The following is a 19,284-nucleotide window of genomic DNA, read 5'->3' on the forward strand; positions in this document are numbered from 1 at the left end:
TTTACTCCATTCCTTTCCATCGAGCGTTAATCAGTTCATATGCTTCTCGAGGATTATCTGCGCCAGTAATTGCTCTTCCGACAACAATGTGTGTGGATCCTTCTTTTCTCGCCTCTTCAGGTGTCGCAATCCGTTTTTGGTCGTGCGCACCACTTTCCGGCAAACGAATACCAGGTGTTACTTTTAAAAATTCAGGTCCACAAATTTCTGAGATGACCGCTGCCTCGTGCACCGAACAAACGACTCCATCTAGCCCAGCTTGCTTCGTAAGTTTCGCATAGTGCAGAACAGAATCTTGCAAAGTCGCTTGAATTAATTGCTCTTCTTGAACTTGTCTCTCATCAGTGGACGTCAATTGCGTCACACCGATGATGGACGGCCGTTTCATGCCTGCAGGCGTCCCTTTATCAAGTCCTTCAAGTGCGGCTTCCATCATTGTTTTCCCGCCAGCCGCATGCACATTGACCAAATCGACGCCTAAACCAGCCAAAACTTCCATAGCCGATTTCACCGTGTTTGGTATGTCATGGAGCTTCAAATCTAAGAAGATATCAAAACCGCGTTCCTTTAATTTTGCAATCATTGCGGGACCTTCTTTGTAGTAAAGCTGCATGCCAACTTTCACGTTGACATTGCCTTCAAATGCACGAAGGAAATCCATCGTTTTTTGTGCGGATTCAAAATCTAATGCAATAATAGGGGATGTTTTCATAAACGATGACTCCTTCCAATTAAATCTGTAATGTGTTCAATGCCTAGCGCATCCATTTTAGCAGGCAGTTCTTCTATAATCGTCGGACAAACAAATGGATCGACAAAATTGGCAGTTCCAACTGCAACGGCACTTGCACCAACAGAAAGAAAATCGATGACATCTTCCGCATTTGAAACGCCTCCCATACCGATAATCGGTATGTTGACGACTTGACTTACTTCATACACCATGCGAATTGCAACTGGTTTCACTGCAGGACCCGACAAACCGCCTGTAACATTCGCAATGATTGGCCGCCCTGTTTTCTGATCTAAGCGCATACCGACTAATGTGTTAATCATCGTAATGCCGTCCGCTCCGCCTTCTTCAACCGCTTTAGCGATTGCTTTAATGTCTGTTACATTCGGGGAAAGTTTCACATACACCGGCACTTCAGAAACAGCCTTTACTGCAGCAGTCAAATCATGGGCTTGTTGAGGATCCGTTCCGAATGTAATCCCACCACATTTAACGTTCGGACAGGAAATGTTAAGTTCCAATGCTTTGACGTTTGGTGCAGTTGATATTGTTTTCGCCACTTCAACATAATCTGCTGTCTCTGTTCCTGCAACGTTCGCAATAATTGGTACATCAAATTGTTCGAGCCACGGCAGTTCAGCTTCCATGACACCTTGCAAGCCGGGGTTTTGAAGACCGATTGCGTTTAACATGCCGGCAGCCGTTTCAGCAACACGAGGTGTAGGATTGCCAAACCGTGTTTCCAATGTTGTCGCCTTTATCATAATAGCCCCTAATTGCGATAAATCATACAAGTTTCCGTATTCTTTACCGAATCCGAAGCAGCCAGATGCCGGCATGATTGGATTTTTCAACTGTAAGCCTGGCAATTCAATTGACAATCGATTCATATTGACACCACCCCTGCAGGAAATACTGGTCCATCTGAGCAAACCTTAATGTATGCTTTGTCCGTTTGATCGGTCGTTTGACATACACATGCAAAGCAAGCACCAATGCCACAACCCATCCGTTGTTCGAATGACAAGAACCCTTTTTTACCCGTATAAGCCGTTTGAACCGCGTTCAGCATCGGCATGGGACCACAACTATAGTAGGTTGCAAATTCTTCATCCAAGTTCTCCATAACGCTCGTGACAAAACCTCCAGTCCCTAAAGAACCGTCGACAGTCGCAATATACGTATCACCGAGTTGCTTGAATTCTTCCTCATAAAAAGCGACATCTGCCGATTGGAACCCTAGCACATGTACACATTTTACGCCTTTAGCTGTCAACTGTTTGGACAGCTCATATAAAGGCGGAACACCAATTCCTCCACCAATTAAAATAGCCGTTTCACCTGGAGCAGTTTCGTCTACTGGAAAGCCGTTTCCTAACGGGCCGAGCACGTCAACTTCATCGCCTTCTCGTTTCTTCGCGAGCATTGTAGTACCACGGCCTTCTGCACGGTAAATTATTGTCATTTCATTCGACTCATTACAAATTGAAGCAATGGAAATCGGCCGCCTTAACAATGGTTCGAACGAATCCGCTACACGGACATGGACAAACTGGCCAGGGGAAGTGATTTCCCCGACCAGCTTTCCAGTTAGTCTCATTTCAAAAATACCTTGAGCAATTTGACGTTGCGCCTTCACGATCATCTTATCTTGAAGGATCATACCGTCACCTGCTGTTTCGGCATTTCATCCGTTTGGAATGTCATCGACTCGATTACACGTAACATCGCTTCTGCTGTATCAATCGATGTCAAACAAGGGATGCCGTTTTCGACGGATTCACGACGAATTCGGAAACCATCACGTTCAGGTTGTTTACCCTTCGTCAACGTGTTAATGACTAGTTGCGCATCGCCTTTTTGAATCACGTCAATCAACGTCGGCCCATTCGAACCGATTTTACCGACTGTTTTCACTTGAATTTGTGCTTCCTCTAACGTTCTTGCTGTACCTTCTGTTGCAAGGATTCGATAGCCGATGTTGATAAAACGCTTAGCCAAATCGACAATTTCTTCTTTGTCTTTATCAGAAACTGTCATAAGCACAGAACCGTATTCTTTAATTTCCATTCCTGCTGCTACGAGTCCCTTATACAACGCTTTTTCTAAAGTGACATCTTTCCCCATGACTTCTCCTGTAGATTTCATTTCAGGTCCGAGCGTTATGTCTACACGACGAAGTTTTGCGAAAGAGAATACAGGTACTTTTACATAAACGCCAGCAGGTGCTTGCGCAAGCCCTGTCTCATATCCTTGATCGACGATTGATTGGCCAAGAATCGCTTTTGTTGCAATGTTAGCCATCGGGATATTTGTAATTTTGCTCATAAAAGGAACTGTACGACTTGAACGAGGGTTCACTTCAATGACGTATACTTGTCCTTCAGAGATGACGAATTGGATATTCAGTAATCCTTTGATGTTTAATCCGATTGCTAACCGTTTTGTATAATCCACGATCGTTTCTACCATCGCAGCTGAAAGGTTTTGCGGTGGATAGACAGCAATTGAGTCTCCAGAGTGGACGCCAGCGCGTTCAATATGCTCCATGATACCAGGAATCACGACATTTTCTCCATCGCATATGCCATCCACTTCAATTTCGGTGCCCGTCAAATAACGGTCGATGAGTACGGGATGTTCTGGACTTGCTTCCACTGCGTGTTCCATATAGTGCAACAACTCGTTTTCATGATAAACGATTTCCATTGCACGGCCACCAAGAACATACGATGGTCTTACAAGAACTGGATAACCAATTTCGTTTGCAATTGCTACGGCTTCAGACACAGACACTGCTGTTTTGCCAAGTGGCTGTGGAATACCAATTTCGTGTAATGCGCGTTCGAATTTATCTCTGTTTTCCGCGCGGTCGATATCTTCTAGGGACGTCCCCAAGATTTTCACACCACGTTCTTCAAGACCTGCTGCTAAGTTAATTGCTGTTTGACCTCCGAATTGCACGATGACGCCTTCTGGCTGCTCCAAATCAATGATATGCATGACGTCTTCAATCGTCAAAGGTTCAAAATACAGTTTATCGGAGATTGAGAAGTCTGTAGAAACCGTTTCTGGGTTGTTATTGATAATGATTGCTTCATAGCCCGCCTGTTGGATCGCCCAAACAGAGTGAACAGTAGCATAATCGAATTCCACTCCTTGCCCGATTCGAATTGGACCTGAACCAAGTACGACTACACTCTTTTTACCAGACTTGATCGACTCATTCTCCTCTTCGTACGTTCCATAGAAATACGGCGTATCGGATTCATACTCACCTGCACAAGTATCGACTTTCTTATAAACTGGTACAATCCCATGTTCTTTTCGTAATGCATAGATCGAACGCTCTGATGTATTCCAAAGTTGCGCAATCGTGACATCTGCAAAGCCCATTCGCTTTGCTTTGTAAAGAACTTCAATAGCATGTGGATTTGCTTTTAATTGCTCTTCGAACTGAACAATCTTCTCGAATTTGCGAAGGAAGAATACATCAATCATACTCCATTCATGCAACGTTTCGACGGATACTCCTCTGCGTAAAGCCTCTCCGATGAAGAAGAGACGTTCATCACCAGCTCGACGAATCCGTTTTTCAATCCATTCATCCGTCATATCTTCAGCATGTTTCAACGTCAGACCAAATTGCCCAGTCTCGAGTGAGCGAACCGCTTTTAAAATCGATTCTTCAAACGAACGACCCATCGCCATTACTTCGCCTGTCGCTTTCATTTGTGTTCCAAGGTTCCGTTTAGCCGATTCAAATTTATCAAATGGCCAGCGAGGAATTTTTGTTACAACGTAATCGATCGTCGGTTCGAAGCATGCATATGTGGAACCTGTGACCGGGTTCATCATTTCATCCAGTGTCAAGCCGACCGCAATTTTTGCAGCAAGTTTAGCAATCGGATATCCCGTCGCTTTTGAAGCAAGTGCTGACGAACGACTAACCCTCGGGTTCACTTCGATAATGTAGTACTTAAAGCTATGTGGATCTAGTGCAAGCTGAACGTTACAACCGCCTTCAATTTTTAAAGCACGGATAATTTTCAACGATACATTTCGTAGCATCTGATTTTCACGGTCTGTCATTGTCTGGCAAGGTGCTGTAACAATTGAGTCCCCTGTATGGATTCCAACCGCATCAACATTTTCCATATTGCATACGACGATTGCGTTATCTGCTGAATCGCGCATCACTTCATATTCAATTTCTTTGTATCCTGCGATTGATTTTTCTAATAGACATTGTGTGACCGGGCTATATTTCAGTCCGCTTGCAACAATCTCCGTCAAATCTTTATCGTTATAGCAAATTCCGCCTCCTGTTCCACCTAACGTGAAGGCAGGTCGGACAATCACTGGATAGCCGATTTTTTCAACAAATGCGTATGCTTCGTCAAGGTTATGAATAATGTCACTTTCAGGAACAGGTTCTCCTAATTCATTCATAAGGGATCGGAATAGATCACGATCTTCGGCTTGGTGAATTGCATCGAGTTTTGTCCCTAGGATTTCGACATTTAACTCATCTAAAATACCGGATTCTTGTAGCTCAATCGCCATGTTCAGTCCTGTTTGCCCGCCAAGAGTTGGAAGGAGTGCATCCGGACGTTCTTTACGGATGATACGGCTGACAAAGTCAAGCGTGATTGGTTCAATATAAACTTTATCTGCAATTTCTGTATCGGTCATGATCGTTGCAGGGTTTGAGTTGATGAGGATAACACGGTATCCTTCTTCTTTTAGCGATAGGCAAGCTTGCGTACCCGCATAATCGAATTCTGCTGCTTGTCCGATAACAATTGGTCCTGATCCAATTACGAGAATCGTTTGTATGTCTTGTCTTTTAGGCATTGGTATTCTCCTCTCCATTACGTGCATTCATTAATTCAGCGAATCGATCAAACAAATGATTTGCATCTTCCGGTCCAGGCGAAGCTTCCGGATGGAACTGGACGGAGAATGCTGCATCTGTTTTACTTTGGATTCCCTCAATCGAACGGTCATTTAGTGCTCGATGCGTGATTTCAAGGGCCGTCCCTTCTATAGATGTTTCATCAATGCAGTAACCGTGACTTTGTGATGTCAATTCGGTTCTTCCTGTAAGTAAATCTTTCACAGGATAATTCCCACCACTATGGCCAATCTTCATTTTCATTGTTTTTGCACCATAGGATAGAGCTAATAACTGGTGGCCTAACCCAATGCCAAAAATAGGAGTCTTGCCGAGCAATTGCTTAATTGTTTCAACTGCCCCTACAACGTCTTCCGGATTTCCAGGTCCGTTTGACAATAGAATGCCATCTGGCACTAATGCCATAATATCTTCTTTAGAAGTGTTATACGGAACAACGATGACATCATAATCACGTTTGTTCAACTCGCGGAGAATGCCGTGTTTTAATCCATAATCGATGACAACTACTCGTTTCCCTCGTCCCGGACTAGGATATGGTTTTTTCGTAGAAATCATTTCGACTACATTAGTAGGCGTCGTGAAATCAGCCACCTCTTTCACAACTGCCTCCATGTCTAACTCTTCACCTGCGGCAGTCAGCTTACCTTTTAGGGAACCTTTTTGGCGTAAAATACGCGTCAACTTTCTCGTATCAATTCCTTCGATTCCCGGAATTCCTTTGAGCACAAGTAAATCACCAAGTGTCATCGAGCTGCGGAAGTTAGACGGTTCTTCACTTAGTTCCCGAACGACCAGACCGTTGATAGCGGGTTCAATAGATTCATAGTCGTCGCGGTTGATGCCATAGTTTCCGATGAGAGGATATGTCATGACGACGATTTGACCAAAACCTGATGGATTCGAAATGGTTTCTTGGTAACCCGTCATACCCGTTGAAAATACGGTTTCACCAATTGAAGCATTGTCTGATCCGAAAGCTGCACCTTCAAAAATTGTTCCGTCTTCTAAAACCAAATATCTTTTCTTCATCATTGACCATCCTTCCAGACGATTGATCCGCCATAAATTGTTGTAACCGGCCATCCAAAACATGTCCAGCCATCAAATGGTGTATTTTTCCCTTTAGACAAAAATGTTGTCCGATCAATTTGTTGCGCTTTATTCAAATCAATTAACACAAGATCTGCAGTTGCCCCGATATCAATTTTCCCATAAGGCATGCCAAACACATTTGCTGGCTTTGCAGTCATCCAATCTATCAACTGTTTTAAAGACAATTTCCCTTCCTTCACGAAATGCGTGTATAGAAGTGGGAAGGCTGTTTCAAATCCAGTGATGCCAAATGGGGCTTTTGCAATTCCCGCACTTTTCTCCTCAGCCGTATGTGGCGCATGATCTGTTGCAATAAAGTCTAACGTACCGTCCATCAGACCCTCGCGCAATGCTTGTAAATCTTCTGTCCCCCGTAACGGTGGATTCATCTTCCAATCTGCGTCATCTCCAGGAATATCATGTTCTGTTAGAAGCAAATGGTGAGGACTCACTTCGGCAGTGACATGAATACCGGCTTTTTTCGCATCACGGATCACTCGCACCGACTCTTTCGTACTAACATGGCATACATGATAATGCGCCCCTGCTGCCTCGGCCAATAACACATCTCTTGCAATATGGACCGATTCCGCAATGGAAGGAATTCCAGGAAGTCCAAGTTCTTTATTGCGTGTACCTTCATGCATTGCACCGCCATATATGAGTGTATTATCCTCACAATGAGCTACGATCGGCATATTAAGCTTAGCAGCATCTTGCATTGCTTCGTACATCATGCCAGCTTCTTGAACCCCTACTCCATCATCTGTAAAGGCAAAAGCGCCATGCTCTTTTAACTCTGTTAAGTTCGTCCGTTCTTTACCCGCTTCACGAATTGTGATCGATGCGTAAGGCAATACTCGGATTAACGCTTTTTCTTCAATCAATTGATTAACATGTGCTAGATTCTCTTTTGTATCTGGAACTGGACGCGTGTTAGGCATCGCACAAATTGTCGTATAACCGCCTTTTGCAGCAGCTAACGTACCTGTTTCGATCGTTTCTTTATGCTCACCGCCCGGTTCACGTAAATGGACATGGACATCTATGAAACCTGGTGCAAGAAACAAACCTTGCCCATCTATTACTTGTGCATCTTCAATCGACAAATCCTTGCCAATTTCAGCAATTTTATCACCGCTAATTCTTACGTCAGAAACGTATAATTCACCTGCATCGTTCAATAACTGCGCACCTTGTATGATTTTGTCCATGTCAATTCCTCCCTTTCAATACAGCTTCTAAAATTGCTGCCCGTATGTATACGCCATTTTCTACTTGCTTAAAAATCCTTGAACGCGCACATTCAATTAAACAATCTGCAATTTCCACATCGCGATTTACCGGCGCAGGATGCATAATGATTGCACGCTCTTTCATCATTCTTTCCCGTTCTACTGTGAGCCCGAATTGACGATGATATTCTTCTTTTGAAAAACTCGTTCCTTCTTCATGACGTTCGTGTTGCACCCTCAACAACATGACAACATCACTTTGCTCAAGCACTACATCCCATTGATCCGTAGCGTCAACGTCGCCTGCCCATTCTTTCGGACAGAGGAATGTCACATTCGCACCGAGCCTTGTTAATGCATCTGCGTTAGACTTTGCGACTCGACTATGAGAAATGTCCCCTGCGATTAACACGTTCAACCCTTTAAAGCTTCCAAATTCCTCTTGGATCGTAAACAGATCCAGTAACGATTGTGTTGGATGTTGGCCTGATCCATCCCCTGCATTGACGATGGCAACTATTGTCTTCCCTTTAAGTTGATCATAGTATTTTTCTTCTGAATGTCGAATGACCACTGCGTCGAGTCCAATTTCTTCTAACGTTCGTACCGTATCGTATAGCGTTTCGCCTTTTAAAGCACTTGAAAATCCTGCTTCAAAAGGAATCACCTCAAGTCCAAGTTTTCGTTCTGCAACTTCAAAACTTGTTTTTGTACGTGTACTTGGTTCAAAAAACAAGTTGCTTACCATATAGTTACCCGGCAATTCACGCACCCCTAGGTGTTTGAATGTCTTTGCCCGTTCCAATAGACTATAGATTTCTTCAACTGATAAATCGCTCATCGCTACCAAATGGTTCATTCCGATGTCCCCTTCCTTGTAAAAAAAGAGCCTTTCCATGTACCGGAAAGGCTCGATGTGCATGACTGAACAATCGTCATCCATTGGAATGACAGTTCATCAACCGAACCTTTCCTTGTCTCACAGGACAATATTAAAAGGTCTATCTATTCTGTTGCTTCGTCTGCTAATGTTTCGTTTTTTCTACCTGGTAATAGGAGATTAAGCAAGACACCTACGATTGCCGCGAGTGCCATTCCACCTACTTGGAATGTTTCACTTACGTGAATGGAAGCTCCACCGATTCCAATCACGAGGATGACCGAGCAGATGACTAAATTTCGTTGTTCCCCAAAGTCCACTTTGTGATCGACGAGCATCCGTAGTCCTGAAGAAGCGATGATTCCAAAAAGCAGGATTGAGATGCCACCAAGTACTGCTTGAGGAATCGTTGATATAAGTGCCATCAACTTACCAACAAAAGAGAACCCGATTGCAAACACTGCTGCACCGATGATGACATAGACACTATACACACGTGTTATCGCCATGACACCAATGTTTTCTCCGTAAGTCGTTTTCGGCGGTCCGCCAAGGAAACCACTTAGCAATGTTCCAAGCCCGTCACCGAGGAGGGAACGATTTAAACCAGGATCTTTAATCAAGTCCTTTTCCACTACCCGTCCTAATACTAGCTGGTGACCGATATGCTCTGAAATCGTGACGATAGATATCGGTACCATAATTGCCAGGAGTGTTGGTGTAATGACAAAGTCATAGTGGATTCCTGGTACTAAAAACGCGGGAATTTCAATCCAACCCGCTTTTACAACTGCTGTAAAGTCTACAATCCCTACTGCAGCTGAGTAGATGTAGCCTACAATGATACCGATGAGGACCGGCATCAAACTGACAACTCCTCTAAAAAACATGAGGCAGATGATTGCTGCAGCTAATGTGACAATTGCAGCCGAGAAGTGAAGGAGGTTATACACAGGTTCAGGGTTCCCTTCCACTTTAATCGTACTTGCCATCTGTACAGCAATCGGTGCCACTGCGAGACCGATTACCATGATGACAGGTCCAACTACGACTGGTGGTAATACTTTCATAATCCAATCTGAGCCCGTTGTCCAAATGAGCAGGGAGACGAGGGCGTAGACTAAGGCAACGAACATGCTGCCAATCATTGCACTTCCTATGCCTCCGGTGTCTGTCGCTGCTAGTATTGGTGCAATGAACGCGAAAGATGATCCTAAATAGGCTGGAACTTTAAATCGTGTTACAACAACAAAGATGAGCGTTGCGAGTCCACTAGTCAGTAATGCGATTGCTGGGCTTAACCCGACTAACTGCGGAACTAAAATTGTCGCGCCGAACATGGCAAACATATGCTGGAGGCTTAAGGCCAGCCATTTCCCTACTGGCGGCTTATCTTGAATATCTAATACTTTGTTGTCATTCATATGGTTGCCTCCGAAAAATTGATATTATTTAGTATGAATCGTTACGCCGTCTTTTCCATCTTCTTCACTGACACTAACAACTACACGTTCTTCACTTGAAGTAGGGATATTCTTTCCAACAAAGTCAGGTCTGATCGGCAGTTCACGGTGACCACGGTCGACTAACACAGCGAGTTGAATTGCCGCCGGTCTGCCTAAATCAATCACCGCATCCATTGCCGCACGCACCGTACGTCCTGTGTAGAGTACATCATCGACAAGGATGACTTTCTTTTCCGTTACATCATGTTGGATGTCAACTTGTTGGACAAGAGGCTCCTGATTGTGATGTTTCATCTGTAAATCATCGCGATATAAAGTGATATCTAATTCCCCGGTAAGAATTGCTTTTCCTTCAATTTGCGCGATTTTGTCTGCTAGGCGTTTTGCTAGGATGGCGCCTCTTGTCTTAATGCCTACTAAAATACATTGATCGATCCCCTTATTCTTCTCAATGATTTCATGGGCTATTCTCGTCACTGCACGAGTAATCGCTTGTTCGTCAAGGATTATCGCTTTTTCCGTCATGTCTTCCCCTCCATTATTTTCTGGTATCAGGTATACAGGATTTCTGCTTTTGCATCTGAGGTCTGCAGGATGCAGATCATGCAGTCGTTGCCACACGAGGTGGCGAACTTAGACTGCGTTCCTCTACTGAGCAAGCGCCCTCCGCTTTTGCATCGGCTAGCTCCGGGCGCTAGATGCTCGGGTCATAAGCCAGCCCTGCTGCACGGCAAAGTGCGCCGTTTCGCATGTCCGTCTTATGCTTTCACATCTGGACAAGCGCCCTTCGCTTTTGCATAAAAAAACCTCCTGCCGGAATGGCGGGAGGTTTATGTGCAGAAAAAAGCATACAATGGATAGACGTATAGCCAGGTATCCAATCGTACTTCCGTGCAACCTTCCCAGCCTCTCTGGACTGTCTTTAAAGGTATCGCTATTCAATTTCTGTTATTAGTATAGTGGGCAGTTTGAACTTTGTCAACGCTTTTCATTTTGCAATTGCTTAAGGAGTGTTTGAAAATCCTCAGGCAATGGTTGTGTGAATTCATAGTACTGCCCATTACGCGGATGCTCAAATCCGATTGTTCCTGCATGTAACGCTTGTCCATTAAATTCTATCGTCTTCTTAGGACCGTATTTGGGATCACCCGCTAATGGATAACCAATATATTTCATATGCACACGAATTTGGTGTGTTCTACCTGTTTCCAACTTACATTCTACAAGTGTAAAATTACCAAATCGCTCAAGCACTTTGAAGTGGGTTACGGCATGTTTCCCATTATCGACGATTGTCATACTTTGTCGGTCTTTTACATCCCGACCAATCGGCGCATCTATCGTTCCTTGATCATGTGGAATATGACCGTGGACAAGCGCTGTATAGACACGCGTCACTGTTTTGTTAACCAATTGGTTGACGAGTGACACATGTGCAAGATCATTTTTCGCTACCATTAACAAACCTGACGTATCTTTATCAATACGATGAACGATTCCTGGACGCATGACACCATTTATGCCCGAAAGGTCTTTCACTTGATACATGAGTCCATTTACTAGTGTCCCGGTAACATGCCCTGGCGCAGGATGGACAACCATTCCACGTGGTTTATTCACGACGAGAACATCCTCATCCTCATAGACAATATCCAAGGAGAGGTCTTCTGCAACGATGTCTAGCTCTTCCGGTTCAGGTTCGATAATTACGATATGATCGCCTATTTTTACTTTGTAATTTTGTTTTACTGTATGTTCATTTACTAACACAGCACCATCTTTTACCCATTGCTGTATTTGGGTGCGTGACCACTCGGGATTAACTGTCGATAATACTTTGTCAATCCGTCCATTTCCGTTTTCCTCTGTAATTACAACTTCAATTGGTTCCATTATGCCACCTTTTTCTTCTTTTTTTCATCTACAAACACATGAATAATCATTAAAACGACACCAATTGTTAACGCGGCATCCGCTACATTGAAAATCGGGAAATCGTAGTTGATGACGGGAATGAGTACATCCACGAAATCGACGACTTCCTTCCTCCATAACCGATCGATGAAGTTACCAACTGCCCCACCTAACAGAAGCATGAGACTACTGCTGAGTAAAGGAGAGCCTTTCGCTTCTTTGTGAAAGAAATATATGATACCGGCAACTACTACAACCGTTACAATGTAAAATAACCACATTTGACCTTCCAACATCCCCCATGCCGCTCCTTTATTGCGATGAGAAAGGAGCCCAACATACGGTTCAACAATCGATATTTTTTCACCTAAGTTCATATTTTGTACGACCAGCCATTTTGTCCATTGATCAATTAGAATAATGACAATCGCGATTCCATAATAGATTAACACTCCAAAAACCCCCGTCCGCCAGTTTCTGTTCCATTTTACCACAAATAGAGTCACATGATGAAATTGCGACTACCTGGTCAGCTCGCTATCAAGGTAACAACAAAAAAGGCTGTTGTACCAATGGCATTAAGCCATGGTTACATACAGCCTTACCTTAATTGATTAGGAATAATATTCTTTTACAACGTTTGCACAGCGAGTACAAAGTGTTGGATGATCTGCATCAGCATTCACAGTTTCTGAAATTGTCCAGCAACGTTCACATTTCTCTCCATCTGCTTTCTCAACAAGAATGGTCGCCGCATCCAGTTTTAACGCATCAGCAGCAATATCACTTGCTTCTACTTCAACAAACTTTGAAACGATGAAGAACTGTGCATAGTCGATATCTGTTGCCTTCAAGACGTCTGCGTATTTCTCTGGCAATGCAAGTGTCACTTTCGCTTCAAGCGATTTTCCGATTACTTTTGCATTCCGTGCTTCCTCTAGCGCTTTCAACACATCGTCACGGACTACCATTAAGACGTTGAAACGTTCACGGAGCAAACTCGCCACTTCCCCGAATTCAATCGCTTCAGGCATATCTGTCAATTGAACACTTTCTTCTTCCACATCGGCTAAATAAGACCATAATTCATCTGTCGTATGTGGGATGATTGGTGTTAACAACTTCAGGAGTGCAAGTAACGCATCATACATAACCGTTTGCATTGCACGACGGTGAGGATGGTCTGCCCCTTCAATATACACAACATCTTTTGCGATATCTAAGTAGAATGAGCTGAGCTCTCCCGTACAGAAATTGTTCACGGCATGATAAACACCTGCAAACTCATAGTTTTCATAAGCTGCTAGGACATCTTTAATCATATCCTGAAGCTTCACATACACATATTGGTCAATCGGACGCATTTGTTCAAATGCCACGCGGTCCTTCGATGGTGAGAAATCAGCGACGTTTCCGTGTAGGAAGCGCAGTGTATTTCTAATTTTACGGTATACTTCTGAAACTTGTTTAAAGTTCGAGTCTGACACTCGTACATCTGCCGTATAATCGACGGATGATACCCATAGACGAAGAATGTCTGCACCGAGTTGGTTCATCACTTTCGCTGGAACAATTGTATTTCCAAGTGATTTACTCATTTTACGACCTTCTCCATCTAACGTGAAGCCATGGCTTAACAAGCCTTTGTATGGCGCAATTCCATTAATGGCAACGCTCGTTGTCAAGGAAGAGTTAAACCAACCACGGTATTGGTCAGATCCTTCTAGATAGAGATCAGCAGGATAGACAAGATCTTCTCTTTCTTCTAACACGCCTTGGTGGGTAGATCCAGAATCGAACCACACGTCCATGATGTCCGTCTCTTTCGTGAAGAGACCATTCGGACTACCACTATGTGTGAAGCCTTCTGGTAACAAATCTTTTGCATCTCTTTCAAACCAGATGTTCGATCCTTGTTCACGGAACAGTTTAGAGACATGGGCAATCGTTTCATCTGTAATAATTTCTTCGCCGTTTTCAGCGTAGAATACAGGAATCGGAACACCCCAAACACGTTGACGGGAAATACACCAATCACCACGATCACGTACCATGTTATAGAGCCGCGTTTCACCCCAAGCTGGCGTGAACTTCGTATTGCGAATCGCCTCAAGCAATTCATCACGGAATGATTGAATGGAAGCAAACCATTGCGCTGTTGCCCGGTAAATGACCGGTTTTTTTGTGCGCCAATCATGCGGATAGGAGTGAGTAATGAAAGATAGCTTCAATAACGCTCCGACTTCTTCCAACTTTTTCGTCACTTCTTTGTTTGCATCTTCATAGAACAATCCTTCAAAACCAGGTGCTTCGTCTGTCATGACACCACGGTCGTTCACAGGAGATAAAGCGTCAATCCCATATTGTTTTGACACATAGAAGTCGTCTTCACCATGACCCGGTGCTGTATGGACACATCCTGTACCCGCTTCAGCTGTCACGTGTTCACCTAACATAACAAGCGAATCGCGGTCATACAATGGATGTTTCGCAACGACGCGATCTAGCTCAGAACCTTTTAATTCACTGACAACTTCATATGATTCCCAACCGATTTCTTTTGCAACAAATTCGACGAGGTCTTTTGCTAATAAAAACTTGTTTCCTTCCACTTCAACAATTACATATTGGAAATCAGGGTGGACAGAAATACCGAGGTTCGCAGGAATCGTCCATGGTGTTGTCGTCCAAATGATAATCCGCACATCTTCCGCAACGACGCCGCGACCATCCTGAACTGGAAATGCTACATAAATGGAAGGTGATTTCTTATCCTTGTATTCAATTTCCGCTTCTGCAAGAGCAGATTCACTGGAAGGAGACCAATAAACCGGCTTCAATCCTTTATAGATGTATCCTTTTTTCGCCATTTCACCAAACACTTCAATTTGTCGTGCTTCAAATGCTGGTTTTAATGTGATATATGGATTTTCCCAATCTCCACGCACACCAATCCGTTTGAATTGTGTACGTTGGTTATCGATCTGACTGTAAGCATATTCCTCACACATTTTCCGGAACTCTGCAACTGATAGTTCTTTACGGTTTACCCCTTTGTTTACTAACGCTTGCTCAATCGGTAAACCGTGAGTGTCCCAACCTGGAACGTATGGCGCATGGTAGCCTGACATCGACTTATGACGGACAATCATATCCTTCAATACTTTGTTTAAAGCGTGCCCCATGTGAAGATCACCGTTTGCATACGGAGGACCATCGTGAAGCACGAAAAATGGACGACCTTTCGTTCGCTCCTGGACTTTTGTATAAATGTCCATTTCTTCCCACTTCGCTTGCATATCCGGTTCTTTGTTCGGTAGGTTTCCACGCATCGGGAAATCCGTTTTAGGCATTAATAATGTGTCTTTGTAATCCATCCATGTTTCCTCCTTCATGTCTTGGCAAAAATACGAATCGTTGTTTCACGTGCATCGAAGAAAACAAAAAATCCCCATCCCAATAAAGGGACGAGGACTTCTGCTCGCGTTACCACCCTAGTTGCAGCACAGTTGTGCTACCTCTCAGAACACCATAACGGGGTGTTTCCGGGATTGCTTTTCTTCAATCCGGCTCTAGAGTGATTTTCGTCTTCGATGCATCGACCAGGCTTTCACCATCCCCGGCTCGCTTTAACAAGTTATCGAAAAGTACTCTCTCTATCATTGCCTGTCTTTACATATATGGTACTCATTATATGCGTGCTTGAAAAGAAATGTCAAGCACGCATACGAACAACAATTTGTTCATTGCAACAGTTGCCTTAATAGACAATTACCGATTGCAATTTAGTCTTTTATCACTCTTCATCTGCTGCAGTTTCCAACAGCTCAGATTCAGGTTCATATTCCATCAATTTGTCCCAGTCGTCCATTTTAATCATGTCCAGTTGCGCTTCAACTAACATTCTGAAACGGTTGCGGAAAACTTTGGATTGTTTTTTCAAATCTTCAATATCGATCGCAATTTTCCGCGCACGAGACAATGCTTCATTGACAATACGATCAGCGTTCTTTTCAGCTTCTTTAATAATTAACTTTGACTCTTGAAGTGAATTCCGGCGAACGTCTTCTGCAGCTTCTTGTGCAATCAATATGGATTTCTGTAGTGTCCCCTCAATTGTATTGAAATGGGAAATCTGTTCTTTCGTTTCTTTCAGGTTGTTTTTCAGCACTTTATTTTCTTCTAAGACATTTTCGTAGTCTTTCATAATTTGTTCTAAAAACTCGTTTACTTCGTCTTCATCATAACCGCGAAAGCCACGGCTAAATTCTTTGTTATGTATATCGAGTGGTGACAAAGCCATTCGTACGTTCTCCCCTTTCAATTGCTATAGTTCCATTATACATCTCCTGTTTAGATAAAACAGCAGTTTTTAACCACTTTCAGAAAAATCATTCTAACTTACCAATAAGCAGACGAATTTTATCTTTTTTCGTACGGCCTTCAATAGACAACACTTTAAATCGCCCAAAGCCCCTTACTGAAAGGCTGTCCAATTCGTTCAACTCAAAGGCTTGCGTACTTCGGATGACATGATTCACTTTCACTTTATCGCCTTGAATAAGTGCTACCGCTTTTTGTCGCGGACTCTTAATAAGTGACGCGACAACTGTATCTAAACGCAATGAACTGATGATATGGAGTTCTTCCTTCCACTCTTCATTCATTTCAAGTAATGGTACAGCATCTTCCAGTAGTTCAAGTCGAATTTTTGATTTTCCGATAGCTGTAAAGTTTGCCTTCATATAGTCTTTCATTTCAGATGCAACTGCCATTTGGACTTGGTCTTCGTGCAATCGAATATCCCCAAATTTAGATCGATCAATGCCAAGTGACATGAGTGATCCTAAAATATCCCGATGTTCTAATTGCATAAACTTAGCAGGGTACTTCACTTGAAAAACGACAATTTGAAAATCATCTTCCGTTGGGACAAAATAATCCGGATAGATTAATACCCGTTTACGTTCCGCACTTGCGAAAGTTCCAAAGCCTTCAACTGACAATCCGGCACCTTTTACAACCGATTCCACGATAAACTGCTGTCTCGGATCAAGAAAGCCCGTAAGTTTAGGCGAATATGTATCTTCCACTTCACGTGTCCATCCGATTACGGTTTCAATGAAAGGCTGCTCGTCTTTTCTGAAATGTTGTATAATTGCATCCATCGTTTACGACTCCTTGTTCCGTATAGAAAAAACCTCACACTAGTGAGGCAATGATTACGTATACTTGACGGACTCCCGCACGAATCAAATAGTTGAGTACGAAAATCGCAACGATCGGTGAAATATCAATCATACCAATCGGTGGAATAAATTTACGGAAAAACCCTAAGTATGGTTCTGTTATTTTCCCAAGAAACCTTCCAAAAGTCGTTTCCCGCGTTGAAGGTACCCATGACATCAAAATATAAATGATGAGGAGTATGGAGTAGATATCAATTACATTCATAATCACATTAAAGAACATTGCTAAAAAAAGTTGCATATTTATTATTACACCTCATCCGATTCTATCGTTCAAAAAAATCCGAAATGGACCCTGCCACTTCTACGTTCTCCGGTACGCATAAGAAAATATCCGTACCGACGCGTTGAATATCGCCGCCGAGCGCATAAACAGTTCCACTTAAGAAATCTACTATGCGAATTCCTTGGTCACGCTCTATTCTTTGCAAGTTGACGACTACTGCACGCTTGTTTTTCAGGTGTTCTGAAATATCTTGTGCTTCAGCGTATACACGCGGTTCAAACAACACAACTTTTGAAGATTTTTGCAGACTTTGCAAACTTACAACCGTTCCAGGTTGTTGCGTTTCCGTCGACTGTTGCTTTCTTGTAGGTGTCCTCTTCGGCTGTTGAGGGACAGGCTGCTGCAATTGCTGTTGTTGCTCTCGCACCGGTTGTTCTTGTTCATACGCTTCTTCTTCATCTAAATAAAACCACTTTTCGAATCTTCTTTTAATGCTCATTGTTCTCCCTCACTCTCCGTTCCGACTAATGCGGTACCGATTCTAACATGAGTTGCACCTTCTTCAATCGCTATGGCAAAATCATTGGACATACCCATTGACAACTGTGTACACGGAGCATGTTCCATATTGGCAGCTGCCATTTCATCTCGCAATTGACGAAGCGAACTAAATACAGATTTTAGAACATCCTGATCTTCTGTAAAAGGAGCCATTGTCATTAACCCGATCACTCGGATTTTATCAAAAGTAGCAAGTTGTTGTAAAAAAGCCCGCAGTTCATCTGGAGAGACACCTGACTTTGACTGTTCACCCGAAACATTTACTTGAACAAAACAGTCGATCGGTGCACTTGCTCGTTTCTGAATTTCTTTTGCTAAACTGATTCTGTCCAATGAGTGAAGGCAATGAATATCATGAATGACTTCTTTCACTTTTCTACTTTGGACATTGCCGATATAGTGCCAACAAACAGCTGAGGATTGGATATCCTGACGTTTTGCCAGCAAGCCTTCTGGGCGATTTTCTCCAACATGTAAAATCCCTAAATCAATCACTTCTTTTGTTCTCTCAGTAGAAACTTGCTTTGTAACAGCAATGACAGTAATATCTTCCCGGTTTCTTCCCGAGCGTTCACATGCTGCTTGAATCTCTCTTTCAATATGTTGGATGCGCTCTTGAAGTTTTCCCATTTGCAATCACTACTTTTCTGCTTACTTTGCTTTATTGTACCAAGTGAGTGCATACTTATCAATGATAAGCCACTAATTATCAAGCTTTTTGCCTACTAAAATGATATCTTTTCCAATCGTTACAACATCGTTATACTTAATTTGTTTATAATCTTTCATTTTGGGCTCAAACAACAAACTACGCTCTGCTCCACCTACTTGGAGCATATCCAACTTCCCGTTCTTCATATCAATTGTGGCATCTTGCACAAATCCAAGAAAAGCGCCTCTTTTGACTTCAATAACTTCTTTTTTTTGCAACTCTGAAAAACGCATATTGTTCCCCTCCCTTTCTAACAAGATATGCTCAACGACAGAAAAAAACGCAATGCACAAGA

General features: G+C 43.1%; 18 protein-coding genes and 1 other annotated feature. All 18 genes read right to left on the reverse strand.

Going from position 1 to position 19,284, the window contains the following annotated elements; genetic code table 11:
- Window position 1: 1 nt before the first annotated feature.
- A complete protein-coding gene (gene pyrF, locus QT711_RS01495; RefSeq protein WP_317941714.1) occupies window positions 2-712 on the reverse strand; it encodes an orotidine-5'-phosphate decarboxylase in 711 nt (236 codons plus the stop codon).
- Entirely contained in the window at window positions 709-1,623 is a 915-nt protein-coding gene (locus tag QT711_RS01500; protein WP_317941715.1) for a dihydroorotate dehydrogenase, read from the reverse strand. Before QT711_RS01500 ends, pyrF begins: the two co-directional genes overlap by 4 nt.
- Window positions 1,620-2,396 (reverse strand): dihydroorotate dehydrogenase electron transfer subunit, encoded by a 777-nt coding sequence (locus QT711_RS01505; RefSeq protein WP_317941716.1) that lies wholly within the window; start codon window positions 2,394-2,396, stop codon window positions 1,620-1,622. Before QT711_RS01505 ends, QT711_RS01500 begins: the two co-directional genes overlap by 4 nt.
- Entirely contained in the window at window positions 2,393-5,590 is a 3,198-nt protein-coding gene (carB, locus tag QT711_RS01510; protein WP_317941717.1) for a carbamoyl-phosphate synthase large subunit, read from the reverse strand. Before carB ends, QT711_RS01505 begins: the two co-directional genes overlap by 4 nt.
- Entirely contained in the window at window positions 5,583-6,683 is a 1,101-nt protein-coding gene (locus QT711_RS01515) for a carbamoyl phosphate synthase small subunit (RefSeq protein WP_317941718.1), read from the reverse strand. Before QT711_RS01515 ends, carB begins: the two co-directional genes overlap by 8 nt.
- On the reverse strand, window positions 6,683-7,960 hold the full coding sequence (locus QT711_RS01520) for a dihydroorotase (protein WP_317941719.1): 1,278 nt from the start codon (window positions 7,958-7,960) through the stop codon (window positions 6,683-6,685). The genes QT711_RS01515 and QT711_RS01520 overlap by 1 nt, the downstream gene beginning before the upstream one ends.
- 1 nt (window position 7,961) lies before the next feature.
- Window positions 7,962-8,840, reverse strand: a complete 879-nt coding sequence (locus QT711_RS01525) for an aspartate carbamoyltransferase catalytic subunit (protein WP_317941720.1) — start codon at window positions 8,838-8,840, stop codon at window positions 7,962-7,964.
- A 146-nt stretch (window positions 8,841-8,986) separates the two neighbouring features.
- Entirely contained in the window at window positions 8,987-10,285 is a 1,299-nt protein-coding gene (locus tag QT711_RS01530) for a solute carrier family 23 protein (protein WP_317941721.1), read from the reverse strand.
- A 24-nt stretch (window positions 10,286-10,309) separates the two neighbouring features.
- Window positions 10,310-10,852, reverse strand: a complete 543-nt coding sequence (gene pyrR / locus QT711_RS01535) for a bifunctional pyr operon transcriptional regulator/uracil phosphoribosyltransferase PyrR (RefSeq protein ID WP_317941722.1) — start codon at window positions 10,850-10,852, stop codon at window positions 10,310-10,312.
- Between the two features lie 453 nt (window positions 10,853-11,305).
- Window positions 11,306-12,220: an RluA family pseudouridine synthase gene (locus QT711_RS01540; RefSeq protein WP_317941723.1), complete on the reverse strand. Its 915-nt coding sequence runs from the start codon at window positions 12,218-12,220 to the stop codon at window positions 11,306-11,308.
- Window positions 12,220-12,693: a signal peptidase II gene (lspA, locus tag QT711_RS01545; protein WP_317941724.1), complete on the reverse strand. Its 474-nt coding sequence runs from the start codon at window positions 12,691-12,693 to the stop codon at window positions 12,220-12,222. Before lspA ends, QT711_RS01540 begins: the two co-directional genes overlap by 1 nt.
- A 162-nt stretch (window positions 12,694-12,855) precedes the next feature.
- Window positions 12,856-15,618, reverse strand: coding sequence for an isoleucine--tRNA ligase (gene ileS, locus QT711_RS01550; protein WP_317941725.1), 2,763 nt, complete (start codon window positions 15,616-15,618; stop codon window positions 12,856-12,858).
- Between the two features lie 83 nt (window positions 15,619-15,701).
- Window positions 15,702-15,913: a binding site (T-box leader), on the reverse strand.
- Between the two features lie 124 nt (window positions 15,914-16,037).
- On the reverse strand, window positions 16,038-16,544 hold the full coding sequence (locus tag QT711_RS01555; protein WP_317941726.1) for a DivIVA domain-containing protein: 507 nt from the start codon (window positions 16,542-16,544) through the stop codon (window positions 16,038-16,040).
- Between the two features lie 88 nt (window positions 16,545-16,632).
- Complete coding sequence (locus QT711_RS01560) at window positions 16,633-17,409, reverse strand: YlmH family RNA-binding protein (protein WP_317941727.1); 777 nt, start codon at window positions 17,407-17,409, stop codon at window positions 16,633-16,635.
- A 34-nt stretch (window positions 17,410-17,443) separates the two neighbouring features.
- Complete coding sequence (locus QT711_RS01565) at window positions 17,444-17,695, reverse strand: YggT family protein (protein WP_317941728.1); 252 nt, start codon at window positions 17,693-17,695, stop codon at window positions 17,444-17,446.
- A 61-nt stretch (window positions 17,696-17,756) separates the two neighbouring features.
- Entirely contained in the window at window positions 17,757-18,215 is a 459-nt protein-coding gene (locus tag QT711_RS01570) for a cell division protein SepF (RefSeq protein WP_317941729.1), read from the reverse strand.
- A complete protein-coding gene (locus QT711_RS01575; protein ID WP_317941730.1) occupies window positions 18,212-18,907 on the reverse strand; it encodes a YggS family pyridoxal phosphate-dependent enzyme in 696 nt (231 codons plus the stop codon). Before QT711_RS01575 ends, QT711_RS01570 begins: the two co-directional genes overlap by 4 nt.
- Window positions 18,908-18,979: 72 nt before the next feature.
- A complete protein-coding gene (locus QT711_RS01580; RefSeq protein WP_317941731.1) occupies window positions 18,980-19,222 on the reverse strand; it encodes a PRC-barrel domain-containing protein in 243 nt (80 codons plus the stop codon).
- Between the last annotated feature and the right edge of the window lie 62 nt (window positions 19,223-19,284).

This window comes from Sporosarcina saromensis (genome assembly GCF_033253735.1).
GTDB lineage: Bacteria > Bacillota > Bacilli > Bacillales_A > Planococcaceae > Sporosarcina > Sporosarcina saromensis.

Excerpts from the sequence above, each read along its gene's own strand:
- QT711_RS01525 (WP_317941720.1), bottom strand. The coding sequence starts at position 8,840 with ATGAACCATTTGGTAGCGATGAGCGATTTATCAGTTGAAGAAATCTAT.
- carB (WP_317941717.1), bottom strand. The coding sequence starts at position 5,590 with ATGCCTAAAAGACAAGACATACAAACGATTCTCGTAATTGGATCAGGA.
- QT711_RS01565 (WP_317941728.1), bottom strand. The coding sequence starts at position 17,695 with ATGAATGTAATTGATATCTACTCCATACTCCTCATCATTTATATTTTG.
- QT711_RS01575 (WP_317941730.1), bottom strand. The coding sequence starts at position 18,907 with ATGGGAAAACTTCAAGAGCGCATCCAACATATTGAAAGAGAGATTCAA.
- QT711_RS01530 (WP_317941721.1), bottom strand. The coding sequence starts at position 10,285 with ATGAATGACAACAAAGTATTAGATATTCAAGATAAGCCGCCAGTAGGG.
- pyrR (WP_317941722.1), bottom strand. The coding sequence starts at position 10,852 with ATGACGGAAAAAGCGATAATCCTTGACGAACAAGCGATTACTCGTGCA.
- QT711_RS01560 (WP_317941727.1), bottom strand. The coding sequence starts at position 17,409 with ATGGATGCAATTATACAACATTTCAGAAAAGACGAGCAGCCTTTCATT.
- QT711_RS01520 (WP_317941719.1), bottom strand. The coding sequence starts at position 7,960 with ATGGACAAAATCATACAAGGTGCGCAGTTATTGAACGATGCAGGTGAA.
- QT711_RS01515 (WP_317941718.1), bottom strand. The coding sequence starts at position 6,683 with ATGAAGAAAAGATATTTGGTTTTAGAAGACGGAACAATTTTTGAAGGT.
- QT711_RS01505 (WP_317941716.1), bottom strand. The coding sequence starts at position 2,396 with ATGATCCTTCAAGATAAGATGATCGTGAAGGCGCAACGTCAAATTGCT.
- ileS (WP_317941725.1), bottom strand. The coding sequence starts at position 15,618 with ATGGATTACAAAGACACATTATTAATGCCTAAAACGGATTTCCCGATG.
- QT711_RS01540 (WP_317941723.1), bottom strand. The coding sequence starts at position 12,220 with ATGGAACCAATTGAAGTTGTAATTACAGAGGAAAACGGAAATGGACGG.
- QT711_RS01570 (WP_317941729.1), bottom strand. The coding sequence starts at position 18,215 with ATGAGCATTAAAAGAAGATTCGAAAAGTGGTTTTATTTAGATGAAGAA.
- QT711_RS01500 (WP_317941715.1), bottom strand. The coding sequence starts at position 1,623 with ATGAATCGATTGTCAATTGAATTGCCAGGCTTACAGTTGAAAAATCCA.
- pyrF (WP_317941714.1), bottom strand. The coding sequence starts at position 712 with ATGAAAACATCCCCTATTATTGCATTAGATTTTGAATCCGCACAAAAA.
- QT711_RS01555 (WP_317941726.1), bottom strand. The coding sequence starts at position 16,544 with ATGGCTTTGTCACCACTCGATATACATAACAAAGAATTTAGCCGTGGC.
- QT711_RS01580 (WP_317941731.1), bottom strand. The coding sequence starts at position 19,222 with ATGCGTTTTTCAGAGTTGCAAAAAAAAGAAGTTATTGAAGTCAAAAGA.